Annotated in this window: 16 protein-coding genes; 4 read left to right on the top strand and 12 right to left on the bottom strand. The window is 70.4% G+C overall.

Going from position 1 to position 17,174, the window contains the following annotated elements; translation table 11 throughout:
* Positions 1–61: 61 nt before the first annotated feature.
* The 3 genes from I2501_RS24195 to paaK form a co-directional block, all read right to left on the bottom strand.
* Positions 62–1,285, bottom strand: a complete 1,224-nt coding sequence (locus tag I2501_RS24195) for an acetyl-CoA C-acetyltransferase (RefSeq protein ID WP_196196271.1) — start codon at positions 1,283–1,285, stop codon at positions 62–64.
* Positions 1,286–1,351: 66 nt separating this feature from the next.
* Complete coding sequence (locus tag I2501_RS24190; RefSeq protein WP_196196346.1) at positions 1,352–2,584, bottom strand: CaiB/BaiF CoA transferase family protein; 1,233 nt, start codon at positions 2,582–2,584, stop codon at positions 1,352–1,354.
* Positions 2,585–2,730: 146 nt separating this feature from the next.
* Positions 2,731–4,071, bottom strand: a complete 1,341-nt coding sequence (gene paaK, locus I2501_RS24185) for a phenylacetate--CoA ligase PaaK (RefSeq protein WP_196196270.1) — start codon at positions 4,069–4,071, stop codon at positions 2,731–2,733.
* Positions 4,072–4,376: 305 nt separating this feature from the next.
* Between paaK and I2501_RS24180 the strand changes: the two genes are divergently transcribed.
* Positions 4,377–4,655 carry a hypothetical protein gene (locus I2501_RS24180; protein WP_196196269.1) on the top strand — a complete coding sequence of 93 codons (279 nt, stop codon included), beginning with the start codon at positions 4,377–4,379 and terminating at the stop codon, positions 4,653–4,655.
* Positions 4,656–4,726: 71 nt separating this feature from the next.
* A complete protein-coding gene (locus I2501_RS24175) occupies positions 4,727–6,253 on the top strand; it encodes an HNH endonuclease signature motif containing protein (protein ID WP_196196268.1) in 1,527 nt (508 codons plus the stop codon).
* A gap of 77 nt (positions 6,254–6,330) precedes the next feature.
* Here the strand turns inward: I2501_RS24175 and I2501_RS24170 are convergent, their stop codons facing one another.
* The gene (locus I2501_RS24170) at positions 6,331–7,005 is read right to left on the bottom strand and encodes an alpha-ketoglutarate-dependent dioxygenase AlkB (RefSeq protein WP_196196267.1); all 675 of its coding nucleotides are present in this window, start codon (positions 7,003–7,005) and stop codon (positions 6,331–6,333) included.
* Between the two features lie 101 nt (positions 7,006–7,106).
* On the bottom strand, positions 7,107–8,399 hold the full coding sequence (locus tag I2501_RS24165; RefSeq protein WP_196196266.1) for a PP2C family protein-serine/threonine phosphatase: 1,293 nt from the start codon (positions 8,397–8,399) through the stop codon (positions 7,107–7,109).
* Between the two features lie 166 nt (positions 8,400–8,565).
* On the opposite strand from I2501_RS24165, the gene I2501_RS24160 reads away from it, so the two are divergent.
* On the top strand, positions 8,566–9,366 hold the full coding sequence (locus I2501_RS24160) for a GntR family transcriptional regulator (protein WP_196196265.1): 801 nt from the start codon (positions 8,566–8,568) through the stop codon (positions 9,364–9,366).
* Positions 9,367–9,913: 547 nt separating this feature from the next.
* Here the strand turns inward: I2501_RS24160 and I2501_RS24155 are convergent.
* The 3 genes from I2501_RS24155 to glnA form a co-directional block, all read right to left on the bottom strand.
* Positions 9,914–10,486, bottom strand: a complete 573-nt coding sequence (locus I2501_RS24155) for a hypothetical protein (RefSeq protein WP_196196264.1) — start codon at positions 10,484–10,486, stop codon at positions 9,914–9,916.
* Between the two features lie 166 nt (positions 10,487–10,652).
* Positions 10,653–11,567, bottom strand: coding sequence for an Fpg/Nei family DNA glycosylase (locus I2501_RS24150; RefSeq protein WP_196196263.1), 915 nt, complete (start codon positions 11,565–11,567; stop codon positions 10,653–10,655).
* A 96-nt stretch (positions 11,568–11,663) separates the two neighbouring features.
* Positions 11,664–13,079, bottom strand: coding sequence for a type I glutamate--ammonia ligase (gene glnA, locus I2501_RS24145; protein WP_196196262.1), 1,416 nt, complete (start codon positions 13,077–13,079; stop codon positions 11,664–11,666).
* 388 nt (positions 13,080–13,467) lie between these two features.
* Here glnA and I2501_RS24140 point away from each other — a divergent pair, with 388 nt between their 5' ends.
* Positions 13,468–13,875, top strand: coding sequence for an RDD family protein (locus I2501_RS24140; RefSeq protein WP_196196345.1), 408 nt, complete (start codon positions 13,468–13,470; stop codon positions 13,873–13,875).
* Positions 13,876–14,036: 161 nt separating this feature from the next.
* On the opposite strand, the gene I2501_RS24135 is transcribed toward I2501_RS24140, so the two are convergent.
* From I2501_RS24135 to lipB, 4 genes are all read right to left on the bottom strand, one after another.
* On the bottom strand, positions 14,037–14,729 hold the full coding sequence (locus I2501_RS24135) for a DUF4191 domain-containing protein (RefSeq protein WP_196196261.1): 693 nt from the start codon (positions 14,727–14,729) through the stop codon (positions 14,037–14,039).
* A 154-nt stretch (positions 14,730–14,883) separates the two neighbouring features.
* Entirely contained in the window at positions 14,884–15,054 is a 171-nt protein-coding gene (locus I2501_RS24130; protein ID WP_328806579.1) for a hypothetical protein, read from the bottom strand.
* A gap of 169 nt (positions 15,055–15,223) precedes the next feature.
* Positions 15,224–16,177: a lipoyl synthase gene (gene lipA / locus I2501_RS24125; protein WP_196196259.1), complete on the bottom strand. Its 954-nt coding sequence runs from the start codon at positions 16,175–16,177 to the stop codon at positions 15,224–15,226.
* A gap of 110 nt (positions 16,178–16,287) precedes the next feature.
* Positions 16,288–17,124: a lipoyl(octanoyl) transferase LipB gene (gene lipB, locus I2501_RS24120; RefSeq protein ID WP_408022777.1), complete on the bottom strand. Its 837-nt coding sequence runs from the start codon at positions 17,122–17,124 to the stop codon at positions 16,288–16,290.
* Positions 17,125–17,174: the final 50 nt, after the last annotated feature.

Below are 17,174 nucleotides of genomic sequence, written 5' to 3'. Positions count from 1 at the left end.
GGTTGAGGTCTCCAGGCGTGCGGCGAAGGGGGGCGGGCGGTCGGCTGCGTACTCGTGCGGCTCAGAGCCGCTCGATGACGGTCGCGATGCCCATGCCGCCGCCCACGCAGAGGGTGATCAGACCGCGGCGCAGGTCGCGCCGCTCCAGCTCGTCCAGGACGGTGCCCAGCAGCATCGCCCCGGTCGCGCCCAGCGGGTGGCCCAGCGCGATCGCGCCGCCGTTGACGTTGACCTGTGCGTGGTCGAAGCCCAGCTCGCGGATGAAGCGCAGCGCCACCGCGGCGAACGCCTCGTTGATCTCCACCAGATCGATGTCCTTGGCCGTCAGACCCGCCTTGGCCAGCGCCTTACGCGTCGCCGGGGCCGGGCCGGTCAGCATGATCGTCGGGTCCGACCCGGAGACGGCCGCGGAGACGATCCGCGCCCGCGGCGTCAGCCCGTACCGCTCGCCCACCTCGGCGTTGCCGATCGCCACCAGCGCCGCGCCGTCCACGATGCCGGACGAGTTGCCCGCGTGGTGCACGTGGTCGATCTTCTCGACCCAGTGGTACTTCTGCAGCGCCACCGCGTCGAACCCGCCCAGCTCGCCGATGGTCGCGAAGGAGGGCTTGAGGCCCGCCAGCGACTCCACGGTGGTGCCGGGACGGATGAACTCGTCGCGGTCCAGGACCACGATCCCGTTGCGGTCGCGCACCGGCACGACGGAGCGGTCGAACCGACCCTCCTTCTGCGCCTCCGCCGCGCGCGCCTGGGACTCGGCGGCGAACGCGTCGACGTCCGAGCGGGAGTACCCCTCGACGGTGGCGATCAGGTCCGCGCCCACGCCCTGCGGCACGAAGCCGGTCTCGTAGCTGGTCATCGGGTCCATCGCCCAGGCGCCGCCGTCGCTGCCCATCTTCACCCGGGACATCGACTCCACGCCGCCCGCGAGGACCAGGTCCTCCCAGCCCGAACGGACCTTGGCGGCAGCCAGGTTGACCGCCTCCAGGCCCGACGCACAGAAGCGGTTCTCCTGGACGCCCGCCACGGTGTCCGGCAGCCCGGCGGCGATCGCCGCCACCTTGGCGATGTCCGACCCCTGGTCGCCGAGCGGACTGACCACGCCGAGCACGACGTCGTCGATCGCCGCCGGGTCGAGGTCGGGGAACCGTCGCCGGATCTCGTGGATCAGCCCGACCACGAGGTCGATCGGCTTGGTTCCGTGCAGCGATCCGCTCGCCTTCCCCCGGCCACGCGGGGTGCGGATCGCGTCGTAGACGAATGCTTCGGGGGTTCCGGTGGTCACGCTGACTGCCTGCTTTCTGGCGGAGTGTCAGGGAAGGGTGTTCGGTGGGTGATCAGGGCTTCGCGTTCACGACGGGTCGTGGGACGGGTCGTCGGACGGGCCGTGGGATGGGCCGTGGGATGGGTCGGGCGTGAGCAGCCCGGGCAGGTCCCAGTCGGCGGCGACCGAGGCGCGTCCCGCGTCCGGGAGCGCTGGAGGCCGCGGGACGGAGGCCGGAGTGCCCGAGAAGCGGGGCGCGGGCGCGGGTTGGGGGACGCCGTCGTGGACGGCGTAGCTGCCCCGGGCCCGCAGGTGCGGGTGCTCGGCGGCTTCGTGCAGGTTGAGCACCGGCGCGACGCACGCGTCCGTCCCCTCGAAGACCTGCTGCCAGTCGGCCAGCGTTCGGGTGGCGAAGCGTTCGGTGATCAGCGCGCGCAGCTCGTCCCAGCGTCCGATGTCGCGCTGCCCCGGCGCGTCGGCGGGCAGCTCCAGCAGCTTGGCGAACTCGGCGTAGAACTGCGGCTCCAGCGCGCCCACGGCCATGTGCCGGCCGTCGGCGGTCGCGTAGACGGCGTAGAAGGGCGCGCCGCCGTCGATGATGTTGACGCCGCGCCGGTCCTGCCAGCGCCCGCCGGCCATGAACCCCCACAGCACCGAGGTCAGATGGGCCGCGCCGTCCACGATGGCGGCGTCCACCACCTGTCCCTGCCCGGTCGCCCCGGCGTGGTGCAGCCCCGCCAGCAGCCCGACGACGAGGTAGAGCGAGCCGCCCGCGTAGTCGCCGACCAGGTTGACCGGGATCGCGGGCGGCCCGTCCGCCGCACCGACCAGTCCGAGGACGCCCGCCGTGGCGATGTACCCGATGTCGTGCCCCGCCGCCTGGGACAGCGGACCCTCCTGCCCCCAGCCGGTCATCCGCCCGTACACCAGCCGGGGGTTCCGGGCGAGGCAGTCGGCCGGTCCCACGCCCAGGCGCTCGGCCACGCCCGGCCGGTACCCCTCGATCAGCAGGTCCGCGCGCTCGACCAGGTCGAGCACCTGCGCCACGCCGTCCGCCGACTTGAGGTCGAGGACCACGCTGCGCTTGCCCCGGTTGGTGACGTCCAGCGCCGGATCCCCGGCCAGCGGCGCGCCCCCCGGCCGGTCCACCCGCACCACGTCCGCGCCCAGGTCGGCCAGCAGCATCGCGGCGAACGGCCCAGGTCCCAGCCCCGCCAGCTCCACCACCCGGACACCGGCGAGCGGCCCCGTCCGCGGGGTCGTCTGCGCGGCCGTCTGCTGGGCCGTCTGTCGGGCCGTCCGCGGGTGAGGGCCCGGCATGGGGACGGTGGACTCGGGCATCGGGCCTCCACGGAACGGGGAGTGGCGACAGGACGGCAGCGACATGACTGCCTAGAGCCGATGCTAGGGAGTTAACTCGTCAGTAACAAGAGGTGTCAGGGCCGGGACCTCGGAAGTCGTGCCGCTCAGCCCTCCGGGTTCTGGCTGCGCAGGTCGAAGACGCGCTTGATCTTTCCGACCGACCGCTCCAGCGTCTCCGGATCCACGACCGTCACCGCGACGCTGATCCCGACGCCGTCCTTCACCCCGCGCGCGATCTCCGCAGCCGCCGCGTCGCGCTCCGACGAGGTGGCGTCCGGCCGCGCCTCGACCCGGACCTCCATCCGGTCCAGCCGCCCGCTCCGGGTCAGTCGCAGCTGGAAGTGGGGCGCGACCGCAGGCGTGCGCAGCACGACCTCCTCGATCTGGGTCGGGAAGACGTTGACCCCGCGCAGGATGATCATGTCGTCGGACCGTCCGGTCACCTTCTCCATCCGACGGAACGCGGGCCGCGCCGTGCCGGGCAGCAGCCGGGTCAGGTCGCGCGTGCGGTAACGGATGATCGGCAGCGCCTCCTTGGTCAGCGAGGTGAAGACCAGCTCGCCGCTCCCGCCCGCGGCCATCTCCTCCGCGTCGAGCACCTCGTCGGTCACCGGGTCCACCACCTCGGGGAAGAAGTGATCCTCCCAGATGTGCAGCCCGTCCTTGGTCTCGACGCACTCGCTCGCCACGCCCGGGCCGATCACCTCCGACAGCCCGTAGATGTCCACGGCGTGGATGTCCAGCCGCTCCTCGATCTCGCGCCGCATCTCCTCGGTCCACGGCTCCGCCCCGAAGATGCCGACCTGGAGCGAGGTGCTGCGCGGGTCCACGCCCTGCCGCTCGAACTCGTCCAGCAGCGTGAGCATGTAGGACGGCGTCACCATGATGATCTCGGGCTGGAAGTCCTGGATGATCTGCACCTGCCGCGCGGTCATCCCGCCGGACGCCGGAATCACCGTGCACCCGGCCCGCTCCGCGCCGTAGTGCGCCCCGAGCCCCCCGGTGAACAGCCCGTACCCGTACGACACGTGCACCTTGTGCCCAGGCCGCCCGCCCGCCGCGCGGATCGAACGGGCGACGACGTCGGCCCACAGGTCCAGGTCGCCGTCCGTGTAGCCCACCACGGTCGGCCGTCCCGTGGTCCCGCTGGACGCGTGGATCCGCCGCACCCGCTCCATCGGCACCGCGAACATCCCGAACGGGTACGTCTCGCGCAGGTCCGCCTTGGTGGTGAACGGGAACCGCGCCAGATCGGCCAGGCTGCGGCAGTCGTCCGGGGTCACCCCGGCCGCGTCGAACTTGCGCCGGTAGAGCTCGACGTTGTCGTAGGCGTGACGGAGGGTCCAGCGCAACTGCTTCAGTTGGTGCGCGCGCAGCTCGTCCGGGCTGAGCCGCTCGCCGGCGTCGAGCAGGTCGGCCGGGGGAGTCGAGGTGGGGACGGGCATGCGCGGAACTCCTGCCTACCAGGTGCCAGGTGCCTACCAGTCGGGTGCGCCACGGTTCCACCGACCGGATGCGGTCACCGGTTGTGGACACTGGATGTGGTTGCCAACCGAATGTTCGGTCGATCGTCCGTCGTGGCCCGGGTGACTGTCAAGGATCGGGGCTCGCTCGATAGTGGTTCGTTGCGGCCTGGCTCGGCGTCCGGGGTTCGTTGACATGCGGGCTGAACTGTGAATTGAAGAATTCTTCAATCCCTGCGAAGGTGGCTGTGGGAGGGGCTTCCAGGGTGCATTGTGAGGAGGCCGCGGTGGACCGGAACGAGCAGCTCGACCAGGTCGAGGACGTCACTGGATTCGATCAGGTCGACCAGTCCGGCTACCTGGGTGAGCCGGGCGGCAAGTCGGCCGAGGTTCTCCTGCAACAGGTCGCCGATGCCCGCTCCGCACTGGCGACGGCGGTGGCCACCAAGGACCCGACGGGTGTCTCCCGGGCTCTGGATGAGCTGGAGGAAGCGCTTCGCGAGGCCCGCGAGGGTGGCATCGAGGTTCCGCCGTCGACATCCCAGGTAATCGAACAGAATGACTAACTCGTTCGTGTTCGGAATATAGTCCTTGTGGGCCATGGTCGTGGGTGGGGTTGTCGCTTGATAATTGTTCTATGGACGCCTCGATGTTCGGGGGCGGGTGTGATGACGGTGATGGCGTCCATGGGTGGGGTGTTTCCCCGGAGTCCCAGGGTTCGTCGTCTGGTTCGGATCCCCGGCTCCCTTCAAATCTCCCTTCTGTTCCTTCTCCTTCGCCTGCTGGTGATGACTGGCTGGGTTTGCCGCAGGATGCGGCGGGTTCCCGGTTCGTGGCGGGGACGCCGTTGTCTTCGCGTCAGGCGCGGTTCGTGGATCCGTTGCGGACTCTTCCTGGGTGCGCGCGTGAGTTGTTGACCGCCCTGGGCGACGAGGGTGATGGCGCGTTGTTGGACGCGGGTGTGGGTTACCTCGCGGAGCAGTTCCTGGCGCTTGAGCGGTTGTCGGAGATGTTGGATGCGCAGAAGTTGCGTCGTCTGGCGGTGTTCGACCGCGTGGGCGGCGCTACTGCGGTGCGGTGTCGTTCGACGAAGGGCTTCCTGCGGACGCACGCGCAGATGGGCCAGGGTCACGCGAACCGGCTGGTGAACCTCGCCCGTGACTTGGACAAGCTTCCGACGGTCCGTCAGGCCCAGGCGGAGGGCGCTCTGTCGACGGACCAGGTGGAGATCCTGGCGAAGGAGCTTGCCCCGATCGAGGACACCGCCGCGCGTTGTGCGGCGGAGGTGTTGATGGTGGAGCAGACCCCGAAGCTGCATCTGGCGCATGTGCGTCAGGCGGCGAAGCAGATTCACGCCCACCTTGTCCCCGAGCGGGATGTGGACGCGGCGGTGGTTCCGGCGGTGTTCCAGTCCTGGGTGAAGCTGTCCGCGACCGGGACGTCGGATCGGCCGTTCTGGGTCCTGTCCGGTGAACTGTCCCCGGTCGCGGGGGAGAAGCTCCGCGTGGCCTTGGAGGCTGCGATGGGCACCCCGGCCGAGGGCGAGACCCGGACCCACTCCGAGCGGATGGGCGACGCCCTCGAAGCCGTGACGGATCTGGCGTTGGGTTCGGACAAGTTGCCGACGACGGGTGGGCAGCGTCCGCACCTGACCCTGATCGCCGACCTCGACGCCCTGCGCACCACCTGCCCGACCCACCCGGCACTGACCGACGGGGGCGATGAGCTCTCCGGGCTGCTGCGGCCGAAGGCTGCGGCGACCACGACCCGGGGCTACCAGCTTCCCGGGTGGCAGGCCCGGAAGGAGTCGTGTGATTGCCAGCTCCGCGTGATCCTTACGCGCGGGCAGGACAAGCCGGTCTCGATCGGCCGCGCGACACGCACCGTCCCCGCGCATCTGCGGGATGCGGTCATCGCCCGGGACCGCCACTGCGTGTGGCCCGGCTGCGACCGGCCACCGACGTGGTGCGAAGCCCACCACGTCGTGCATTGGGCTGACGGCGGTGAAACCAGCCTGGGCAACCTCGCCCTGCTCTGCAACGAGCACCACACCGATCTCCACCAGACCGGCTGGGAACTCGAAATCAGGAACGGCCGACCCCACGCCGTCCCACCACCGGACACCCCACCCCCACCCAACACCCGCTACCCCCAACGCAACTAACAACCCCAACCCCGCCGACCAGCCGCCACCCACCCGGGAAGCGGCCCATCGGCACGCCCACACCCCCACGCGCGTGCTCAGCGCACCCCGCGTGGGCGGAACTGGATGCTGATGCGTGGGCCCACCGGGCGGGCGGTCTTCGGGATGGCGTGCTCCCAGGTTCGTTGGCACGAGCCGCCCATCACGATCAGGTCGCCGTGGCCGAGCAGCTGACGCACTGTCGTGCCGCTCAGGTTGGACTCGGGGCGGGGGCGGAGGAGCAGTGCCCGGGGCTCGCCGACGGACAGGATCGCCACCATGGTGTCCTCGGTTTTGCCACGACCGATGGTGTCGCCGTGCCAGGCGACGCTGTCGCGCCCGTCGCGGTAGTAGCAGAGGCCGAGCGTGGCGAAGTGCTCGCCGAGCTCCGCCGCGTAGTGGTCGTTCAGCATGTTCCGCGCGTCCGAAAGGAGCGGGTCGGGCAGCCGGTCGCCCTCGTCGTAGAAGGCGAGCAGGCGCGGCACGTCGACGACCCGCTCGTACATCTTCCGGCGTTCCGCATGCCACGGCACCCGGGTCACCAGGCGTTCGAACAGCTCGTCGGCGCCCGAGAGCCAGCCGGGCAGCAGGTCGATCCACGCGCCCGCGCCCAGGTCTGTCCGGGTCGGCGAGGACGTGCGCAGGGGACGCAGGCGCGTCTCCTCCGTCTCGTCGAACAGCGAAGCCTGCAGGGCCGCGCAGGTGGGTGTGTCGCCGGAGTGCTGGAGGGCCATGGAACGAGACTACTCCTTCATTCGAACATGTGAGCGATAGCGGTGAATGCCGGCGTGGCTCCCGAACCACGAGCAGACCAGGCGATGCAGAACCGGCAGTGTCAGGCTCGCCGCAGGATCGCGATCATCGCGGTGTCGTCCTGGAGCGGGCCGCCCACGTGGCGTTGGACGTCGTCGCTCAGCAGGCGCAGCAGTGAGTCCGGGTTCTGGCCGGCGTGGACAGCCAGGGCCTGGGCCCGGGGGAGCAGCGGGTAGAACCGGCCATGGCTGTCTCGGGCCTCGATCAACCCGTCGGTGTAGAGCAGCAGCACGTCGCCGGGTTCGAACGGGAACTCGGACTGGGCGAAGCCGCCCAGTCCGGGCAGGTTCAGCCCCAGACCGAGCGGCGGGTTCTTGTCGTCCACTTCGAGCAGCCGGACGCCGCCTCGGTGGAGCAGGAGCGGCGGCGGGTGGCCGCAGTTGATCAGGTGGAGCAGAGGGCGCTGGTCGAGGATGTCCACGATCGCCGCGGTCACGAAACGCTCGCCGACGTCGCCTTCCGCGTCCTCCTCCTCATCCGCGTCGTCGTAGTCCGAGTCGCCGCCGGAACCGTCGGAGTCGTTGCCGTAGTTCGCGCTGTACGCGAACCCGCCCGCGCGCCCTCCGGGGTCCGTGTCTTCCTTCTCGTCGCTGCGAATCCCGCTCTCCGAAGAAGCCCGCCTGTCGACCCTGGCCTGGCTGTGCGCGAGTTCTGCCAGGCCCCAACTGACGCTGTCCTCCAGCGAGGCAGCCAGCTCCGGGAGCGGGGCCTGGCGGTGTGCGGCGGCGTGGAAGGCGCCGAGCAGGACGGCGGCGTCGCCCAACGTCTCCAGGCCCTTGCCGCGGACGTCGCCGATGACCAACCGGGTGCCTTCCTGGGTCCTGGCGGAGGCATACAGGTCACCGCCGACATGCGCGTCGGCGCTGGCGGCGTGGTACGCGGACGCGATCCGTAGCGGTCCGGCGCGCGTCGGCAGCGGGCGCAGGAGGACCCGCTGCGCCGCCTCCGAGACGGATCTCACCCGTTCGAGTTCGCTGGCGCGTCGTTCGCGGACCCGGACGAAGATGACGATGAAGACTGAGATCGCGAAGAGCGAGGCGATCTGCACCTGCAGGTTCTCGGTGGTGATCGCGTCGCGGGCGATCCCGATGGCCACCAGCGCGGCCACCGCGAGCGCCCCGATGGCGGCGGTCGCCCGCGCGCCGGCGAAGGAGGCAGTGATCGCCGGAGCCACGACGAGCAGCGGGCCCAGGTGGATGTCGGCGGGGGCGATGATGTCGGAGGCGGCGATCAGCGCCATCAGCGCGAGCGGGAGCAGCAGGAGCAGTCGGCTCGACCGTCCGCCCGAGGCGCCGGACACCCCGCGCTGCCGCATGGCGCCGCTCCTCTCTCACCCGACTCCGCAGATCTTCTCTGCCATGCCGGGTCTTCCATGCCACGCCACCGCCGCTCCTTCCGCAACCGCTCGCGCCCGCCTGACCAGGCGGGCGGTCCGAACGGGCCCGGTGCTGCGTCGGTGGGCGAGGCACTAGGCTCCCCGTGTGAGCAGTTCCCCGCTCGAGCCCTCTCCCTTCCCCGCCCCTTCTCCCGCTCCGTCCCCGGCACCGCTGGCGGCTGTCCGCGCGGGCGTGCCGGAGCGTGGGGATCCGCCGAAGTACTTCCAGGTCAAGCAGAAGATCGACGCGGTCCTCGACGAGCTGGGTCAGGGGACGCCGCTCCCCACCGAGCGTGAGTTCGCCGAGCGGTTCGGGGTGTCCCGGATGACCGTGCGTCAGGCGATCCGGGAACTGCGCCTGGAGGGGCGGGTTCAGCGCAGCGGCCGGTCGACCGTGGCGGCCGGGCCCAAGCTGGTGCAGCCGCTGACCCTGGCCAGCTACACCGAGGGGGTGCGCCGACAGGGGCGTCGTCCGGGGCGTCAGCTGATCGTGTTCGAGCAGGTCGGCGCGGATGCGGCGCTGGCGGCGGGGTTGCGGATCGCGGTCGGCGCGCCGGTGCTGCACCTCGAACGTCTGTTGCTTGCCGACGACGAGCGGGTGGGCCTGGAGAGCACCTACCTCTCCGTGGCCCGGTTCCCGGCCCTCGCTGACGAGTTCGACCCGACCACCTCGCTCTACGCGTTCCTGCGCGGCTCCGGAGTGATCTTCGCCGACGCCGACGAGCGGATCGAGACCGTCCTCGCCTCGCCGCGCGAGGTTCAGCTGATCGGAACCAGCCCGGCCCTGCCCATGTTGCTGATGAACCGGGTGACCAGGGACAGGGAAGGCCTGCCCGTCGAGTGCGTCCGCGCCCTCTACCGGGGCGACCGCTTCAGCTTCACCGCGCATCTCGTCGGCGAGGAGTGAGCCGCCCGGATACGGAGGCGGGATACGGAAGGCTGTGGTCCCTTACTCAGTAGTGCGGCGGCCCGATACCAACTGCACCAATTCTCCGCAGAAGTCTCACGTGGAGCACCTGTTCGACTCTGCCACGGCGCTCCTAGGCTCGGCTGGTACCGAGAAACGGCGATATCCGCACGGAAGAATCCATGGACTACTGCCCAACGTGCCGCCGTTATCTGAACGGTGCGCTTAGCTGCCCGGGTTGCGGCATCTCCGCAGCCGACGTGCGCGGCTCTTCCGTGCCCCCGCAGCGCTCCGGTCCGCCGGTCATGCCTGCGCCCTCGATGCACCCGCCGGTGATGCCCGCGCCTTCCATGCACCCGCCGGTCATGCAGCCGCCGGTCATGGCAGCGCCCTCCATGCAGCCGCCGGTCATGCCCGCTCCGGTCATGGCAGCGCCCACGATGGCTGCGCCCCCGCTCGCACCGACGACCCCACTGCCCGCGACGCCCTATGAGCCGGGATACGCGCGTCCGCATGAAGGGCCGTACGGAGCGTCCTACGAAGCGCCCTACGAGCCGACGCCTGACGGGTCGTCGAACGAATACGCCGGCGTCGACCCGTCCGGGGAACCGGGCCGGGACCCGGAGCTCAGCCCGGAGACGCAGCCGGGCCCCGAGGCGGAGCACGACCCGGCAGATCCCGCGACCGAGCCGACCGCCGAGCCGACCACCGTCGCGCCCGCTGCGCCCGGTTCGCGAGCCAGTGCCCGACGGGCCGGCGGACGCTCGGCGAAGGGTCGCCGGAAGGCGCGGCGGCACGGGCGGGGCGTCCTGGTGATCGGGGGGATCGGTGCGCTCGCCATCGTCGCCGTGGGGACGGCGATCGTCGGTGGCGTGGCCTCGTCCGGTGCGTCGCCGGTTGCGGCGGCGCCGACGCCCGGTCTCGTCAGCAGTTCCGCCACAGCCGGGACGGACGGATCGCCTGGCGCCAGTCCCAGCCCGACCGCGAGCAGCGTCCACCATGCCCCGGCACCCCGGCCCCCGGCGCCGTCGGCGACCCCGCACGCCTCCGCGTCGGCCCGACCGCACCCGTCGGCACCCGCGCCGACCTCGGCCGCTCCCAGCTCGACCGGGACAGGCACGGGCACGACCGGCGGTCAGGGCGGCACGACCGGGTCGGGAACCGGGGGCACCCAGCCGTCGCCCACCCCGAAACCTTCGCCGTCCACGACCTGCCGCCCGTTCCTCTGGTGGTGCGGCTGAGTCTGGCGGCGCGATGCTCCGAGAGGACTCTCCGACGCGCCTCGCCTACTTCAGCAGCCGGGACAGGCGGCGGTCGGCCAGCGGCTTGCCGCCTGTCTGGCAGGTGGGGCAGTACTGCAGGGACGAGTCGCTGAACGACACCTCGCGGATGGTGTCGCCGCACACCGGGCAGGGCTCGCCGGTGCGGCCGTGGACGCGGAGGCCGCTCTTCTTCTCGGCCTTGAGATCGCGCAGGGCGAGCCCGTGGGCCCGCTGGACGGCGTCCGCGAGGGTTGTCGCCATCGCCTGGTAGAGCCGGGTGACCTCCTCGTCGGAGAGGTTCGCGGCGGGCTTGAACGGGGACATCTGCGCCGCGTGCAGGATCTCGTCGGAGTAGGCGTTGCCGATCCCGGCCAGCACCGCCTGGTCGCGCAGGACGCCCTTGATCTGCCGCCGTTCGGAGCGCAGCAGCTCCGCGAAACGCTCCTCCGTGATGTCGGAGGAGAGCGGGTCGGGGCCGAGGCGGGCGATGCCCGGCACGTCGTGCGGGTCGCGGACCAGGTAGACGGCCAGGTGCTTCTGGGTGCCGGCCTCGGTGACGTCGAAGCCGGACCCTCCGTCCAGCCCGACCCGTAGCGCCAGCGGCCCCTTGCCGGGGCGTGGGGGCGCGGTGGGCAGTGCGTCGTTCCAGCGCACCCACCCGGCCCGGGCCAGATGCACCACGAGGTGCAGCGCCGGGTCCCCTGCGTCCTCGCGTGAGGTCGGCGCGATGGTGGGCGCGACGGTCGGCGCGACGACAAGATCCAGGAACTTGCCGTGCCGGGTCGCACCGGCGAACGTGCGTCCCACCAGGGCGGTCAGCGGCGGGTCGTAGGTCTTCAGTGCGGCCACCGAGACCGGATGGACGCGCTCGACCTGGCGGCCGGTCAGGTGCTCGGCGAGGAACTGCGTCAACGACTCGACCTCGGGCAGCTCGGGCATGCGTCCAGTCTGCCTCCGCGCAGACGCGTGTGCCCGCTTCATGCGTCGGGCCGGACCCGCCCGCGCGGATACGGCCCGACGCGATGCGTCCCGCTCTTACAGGTCGAAGTAGAGCTCGAACTCGTGCGGGTGCGGACGCAGGGCGATCGGGGCGACCTCGTGCGTGCGCTTGTAGTCGATCCAGGTCTCGATCAGGTCCTGGCTGAAGACGCCGCCGGAGAGCAGGTACTCGTGGTCCTGCTCCAGCGCCTCGAGGACGGCCGGGAGGGTGGACGGGACCTGCGGGACCGCGGCGTGGTCCTCGGGAGCGAGCTCGTACAGGTCCTTGTCGACCGGCTCGAGCGGCTCGATCTTGTTCTTGATGCCGTCCAGGCCGGCCAGCAGCATGGCGGAGAAGGCCAGGTACGGGTTGGAGGACGGGTCCGGCGCGCGGAACTCGATGCGCTTGGCCTTGGCGTTGGCGCCCGTGATCGGGATGCGGATCGCGGCCGAGCGGTTGCGCTGCGAGTAGACCAGGTTGACCGGGGCCTCGAAGCCCGGGACCAGGCGGTGGTAGGAGTTGACCGTCGGGTTGGTGAACGCCAGCAGCGACGGGGCGTGCTTGAGCAGGCCGCCGATGTAGTAGCGGGCGGTGTCCGACAGGCCGGCGTAGCCCTGCTCGTCGTAGAAGAGCGGGGAGCCGTCCGTCCACAGCGACTGGTGGCAGTGCATGCCGGAGCCGTTGTCGCCGAAGATCGGCTTGGGCATGAAGGTGGCGGTCTTGCCGTTCCGCCAGGCGACGTTCTTGATGATGTACTTGAACAGCATCAGGTCGTCGGCCGCGGCGAGCAGCGTGTTGAACTTGTAGTTGATCTCCGCCTGGCCGGCCGTGCCGACCTCGTGGTGCTGGCGCTCGACCTGGAGGCCCGCGTTGGCCAGCTCCAGGGACATCTCGGCGCGCAGGTCGGCGAAGTGGTCGACGGGCGGGGCCGGGAAGTAGCCGCCCTTGTAGCGGACCTTGTAACCGCGGTTGCCGCCCTCCTCGACCCGGCCGGTGTTCCAGGCGCCGGCCTCGGAGTCGATCTCGTAGAACGAGCGGTTCTGCTTGGTCTCGAAGCGGACGTCGTCGAAGACGTAGAACTCCGCCTCGGGGCCGAAGTACGCGGTGTCGGCGATGCCGGACGAGGCGAGGTAGGCCTCGGCCTTCTTGGCGACGTTGCGCGGGTCCCGGCTGTACTGCTCGCCGGTGATCGGGTCGTGGATGAAGAAGTTGATGTTGAGGGTCGCGTCCTTGCGGAACGGGTCCAGGCGCGACGTGGTCAGATCCGGGACGAGGCCCATGTCGGACTCGTGGATCGCCTGGAAGCCGCGGATCGAAGAACCGTCGAACATCAGCATCTCGGACGGATCAAACGCCGAAGCAGGCACGGTGAAGTGCTGCATGACGCCCGGCAGGTCGCAGAACCTGACATCGACGAACTTGACGTCGTTGTCCGAGATGTAGCGCGACACCTCGTCGGCGTTGTTGAACATCCATCCTCCTTGGCCCCGGCGGGTGTGCCGGGATTCTGGGTGCGGACCGCCGTTCCCGTCCGGCGATACCGTGCTGGAAACCATAGGAACGGGCCATTTCTCGGCCGTGACCCGTATGTTTCGCGGTTGTTAACCGCATGAGGTGAACGAGTCGGCAACCTGTGCCGTTCCTGCTGTCTTTCCGGGCGCGCGGTTGACCAGGCGTTCACCCGTAGGAGGGTGGTCTAGACCGGCTTGGGTTGCCGTGACGAGGCATGCCGGGTGCGCCGGGTGCTGTGGGAGGGGCGGAGCAGGGCGCGGCTCCGGGCCGGGCTACTGTTGTCGCGTGGAAGAGAGCCGTAAAGCCATAGGCAGTTGGATCGAGGGCCCCCGGGCGGCCGCCGAGCAGATGGGCGCCGACTTCGGTTACCGGGGCAAGCGCCTCGGCCTGCCGGAGGAGGGTCCCGGGTCGATCGCCGGCACCGGGCGGCGACTGCTCGCGATCATCATCGACTGGATGCTCTGCTACCTGATCGCCTACGCGTTGATCGCCGGGCGGGACGTGAACAAGGTCAGCATGTGGGTCACCCTCCTGTTCTTCCTGGTCAGCGTGCTGACTCTGGGGGCGACTGGGTCCACGCCGGGCAAGAAGCTGGTCGGCCTGCGGGTGGTGAGCCTGAACGGTGAGCGTGCCGGCCTCGGCCAGATCGCGCTGCGGACCTTCCTGCTGGTGCTGGCCGTCCCCGCCCTGATCTGGGACCGCGACGGACGCGGCCTCCACGACAAGGCCGTCCACACCGTCGAGGTTCGGGTCTGAGACTTCCTGGTCTGCGGACCTTCGAGCCTGCGGGCCTCCGGGCCTGAGGTTCCGGTTCACGCCGAGGCACAGAAGAAGCCCCGGCCGCGTCCGCGAGGACGAGGCCGGGGCTTTGGTTTTGGGTGGTGCCGAGGTGGTGCTGGTGCCGGCGGTGCGTCCGCTCAGCGCATCTTGCTGGCGCCCTTGGGCATCCGAGAACCCTTGGGGAGCGGACCCTTCGGGATCGGGGCGTTGGTCATCAGGTCGCCCATCGCCCGCAGACGGTCGTTGATCTCGGTGGCCTGTGCGCCGGAGATGGTCTTGGGCAGCTTGGCCAGGTGCATCTGGAGCCGCTTGAGCGGGATCTGGCCCTCGTCGTTGCCGACGACGACGTCGATCACCGGCGCGTCGCCGACGACCTTGCTCATCCTGCGCTTCTCGGCGGCCATCATCGGGCGGACCCGGTTGACATTGCCCTCGCCGACCAGCACCACGCCGGCCCGGCCGACCGCGCGGTGCACGGCGTCCTGGCTCCGGTTGGCCGCGACGACCAGCTGGATGTTCCAGCCGCGCTTGATGTTGTTGAGCACCGCGGCCGCCGCTCCGGGCTGGCCTTCGAGCTGGCCGAACGCGGCCTTCTCGGCACGGCGGCCGAAGATGATGACCGCGGCGAGCACGCCGAGCACGAAGCCCAGGATGCCCAGGTAGACCGGGTGACCGATCGCGAAGCCGATGGCGAGGAGCACCACGAAGGTGCCGAGCCCGACGCCGGCGACGATAAGACCGATCTTCGGGTCGACCCGCTTGGTCATGGTGTATGCCTGGCGGATCTGAGAGAGCCGTCCAGAGCCGTTGGTGGATTCCTGCCTCGCCATGACGTTCATGGTACGGGGCCGGATGCCCGGTTGCCCAAGCCCGGTGCCAGGGTGGGACCGCCCGTGTCCCAGTCGTGACCGGCGGCGACGGTTCGGCGCATCGTCAGGGGCCCACTGACGCGGGCTCTGGGGACCCCGGCTCGGCCCTCGGCGCTCAGCGCACGGCGCGCGACAGGACGCGTTCGGTCTCCTGGCGGTCCCGTGCCTGGCGGCGGTTCTCGCAGACGGCGTCCCAGGCGTTGCGCCGGGCCGTCTGCTGGCCGCCGCCGAAGAACACCGACTCGGCCATGCGCAGAGCCGTGGTGAGACTCAGGGCAAACTGCATGGTGACCATCTCCCCTTGCGGTTACCAGGCCATCGTCACCACTTTGTGTTACTGCTCCATGACCGGTCGGTCAAACCCCCGTGAAGCCTGTGCGACCGAGGTCACAGGCTCTCTCGCTCTCAGCCTGTGACCTCAGCTTGTGATCTCTGCCGAGACCGCTGCCTGGACCTCAGCCCGCGACGGCCTGACGACGCTCGACCGCCTGCCGGAAGAGGCGACCGGCGCGGTAGGAGGAGCGGACCAGCGGGCCGGACATGACGCCCGCGAAGCCGATCTCCTCGGCCTCGGCCTGGAGCTCGACGAACTCGTCGGGCTTGACCCAGCGCTCCACGGGGTGGTGCCGGGGGGAGGGGCGCAGGTACTGCGTGATGGTGATCAGCTCGCAGCCAGCTTCGTGCAGGTCCCGCAGGGCCTCGCTGACCTCTTCGCGGGTCTCGCCCATGCCCAGGATCAGGTTGGACTTGGTGACCAGGCCGTAGGCGCGGGCCTCGGTGATCACCTTGAGGGAGCGCTCGTAACGGAAGCCCGGGCGGATCCGCTTGAAGATGCGCGGCACCGTCTCGACGTTGTGCGCCAGCACCTGGGGCTGGGACGAGAAGACCTCGGCCAGCTGCTCGGGGACCGCGTTGAAGTCGGGGATCAGCAGCTCGACGCCGGTGCGACCGGCCTCGCGCTCGGCGGTGACGGCGTGGATCTGGCGGACCGTCTCGGCGTAAAGCCAGGCGCCGCCGTCCTCCAGGTCGTCACGGGCGACACCGGTGATGGTCGCGTAGTTCAGGTCCATGGTGCGCACGGACTCGGCGACTCGGCGGGGCTCGTCCCGGTCGAACTCGGCGGGCTTGCCGGTGTCGATCTGGCAGAAGTCACAGCGCCGGGTGCACTGGTCACCGCCGATGAGGAAGGTCGCCTCGCGGTCCTCCCAGCACTCGAAGATGTTCGGACAGCCGGCCTCCTGGCAGACCGTGTGCAGGCCCTCGCGCTTCACCAGAGACTGCAGCCCGGTGTACTCCGGGCCCATCTTGGCGCGGGTCTTGATCCACTCGGGCTTGCGCTCGATGGGGGTCTCGCTGTTGCGGACCTCCAGACGCAGCAGCTTCCGGCCGTCGGGTGCGACAGCGGACACGTGCGGCTCCCTCATCTTCGAAATTCAGTGCGGACCCTAGGTTACGCCCGCACAGGGTGGTCGTTCTCCGGCCGGACCGAGCCGACGGCTCGATGGCCGGGCGCTTCGGCTCAGCTGCCGAAGACGTCCGCGAAGTGGCGCTGGACGACGGGCAGTGCCTCGGACACCGTCACGTCGCGCTTCAACTCCGTGCTCAGGGAGCTGACCCCGGCGTCGCGGATGCCGCACGGAATGATGCGGTCGAACCAGGTCATGTCCGGATTGCAGTTCAGCGCGAACCCGTGCATGGTCACGCCGCGGGCGACGCGGACGCCGATCGCGGCGAGCTTGCGGTCGTCGCCCCGCTGGCCGGCGTTGGAGGGCGCGTACTCGGGGCCCGCCATCCGTGGGTCGATGCCGAGCTTGGCGCCCATGCGCAGGGTGAGGGCACCGATGTTGATCACCTGGGACTCGTCGACTGTGGCCCCCGGTATGTCCTGGCCGAGCACCCAGACGCCGCTGCGGCCCTCCACCCGGCTGGTCCCCACGCCGAACTCGGCACAGGCCCGGATCAGCGTCTCCTCGAGACGGCGGACGTAGGCCACCACGTCCATGGGCTCGGCGAGCTTGATGATCGGGTAGCCGATCAGCTGGCCGGGGCCGTGCCAGGTGATCTCGCCCCCGCGGGTCACCTCGACGACGGGCGTGCCGTCCAGCGGGCGGTCCTCGGGACGGGTGCGGCGGCCGGCGGTGTAGACGGGCGGATGCTCCAGCAGCAGCACTGTGTCGGGGATCTCGTCGGCCACCCGGAGCGCGTGCAGTCGCAGCTGCTCGTCGAGCGCCTCCTGGTAGGGGACCTTCGTGGCCGCACCGGTGCTTTTCTCTCCGGTGCTGTTTCCGTCGGCACTGTCCCCGTCGGCACCGTTCTCGCTGATCCCGAGCCGCACGAACCGCAGCTCGCTCGTGATGCTGCCCACCGGGTGCCCCTCGCCTTCTCTTGTCCTGCCATTCGCAACTG

It is taken from the genome of Streptacidiphilus fuscans (genome assembly GCF_015690355.1).
GTDB lineage: Bacteria > Actinomycetota > Actinomycetes > Streptomycetales > Streptomycetaceae > Streptacidiphilus > Streptacidiphilus fuscans.
Note: the sequence above shows the minus strand (reverse complement) of the source record. Positions and strands in the feature narration are given on the sequence as shown.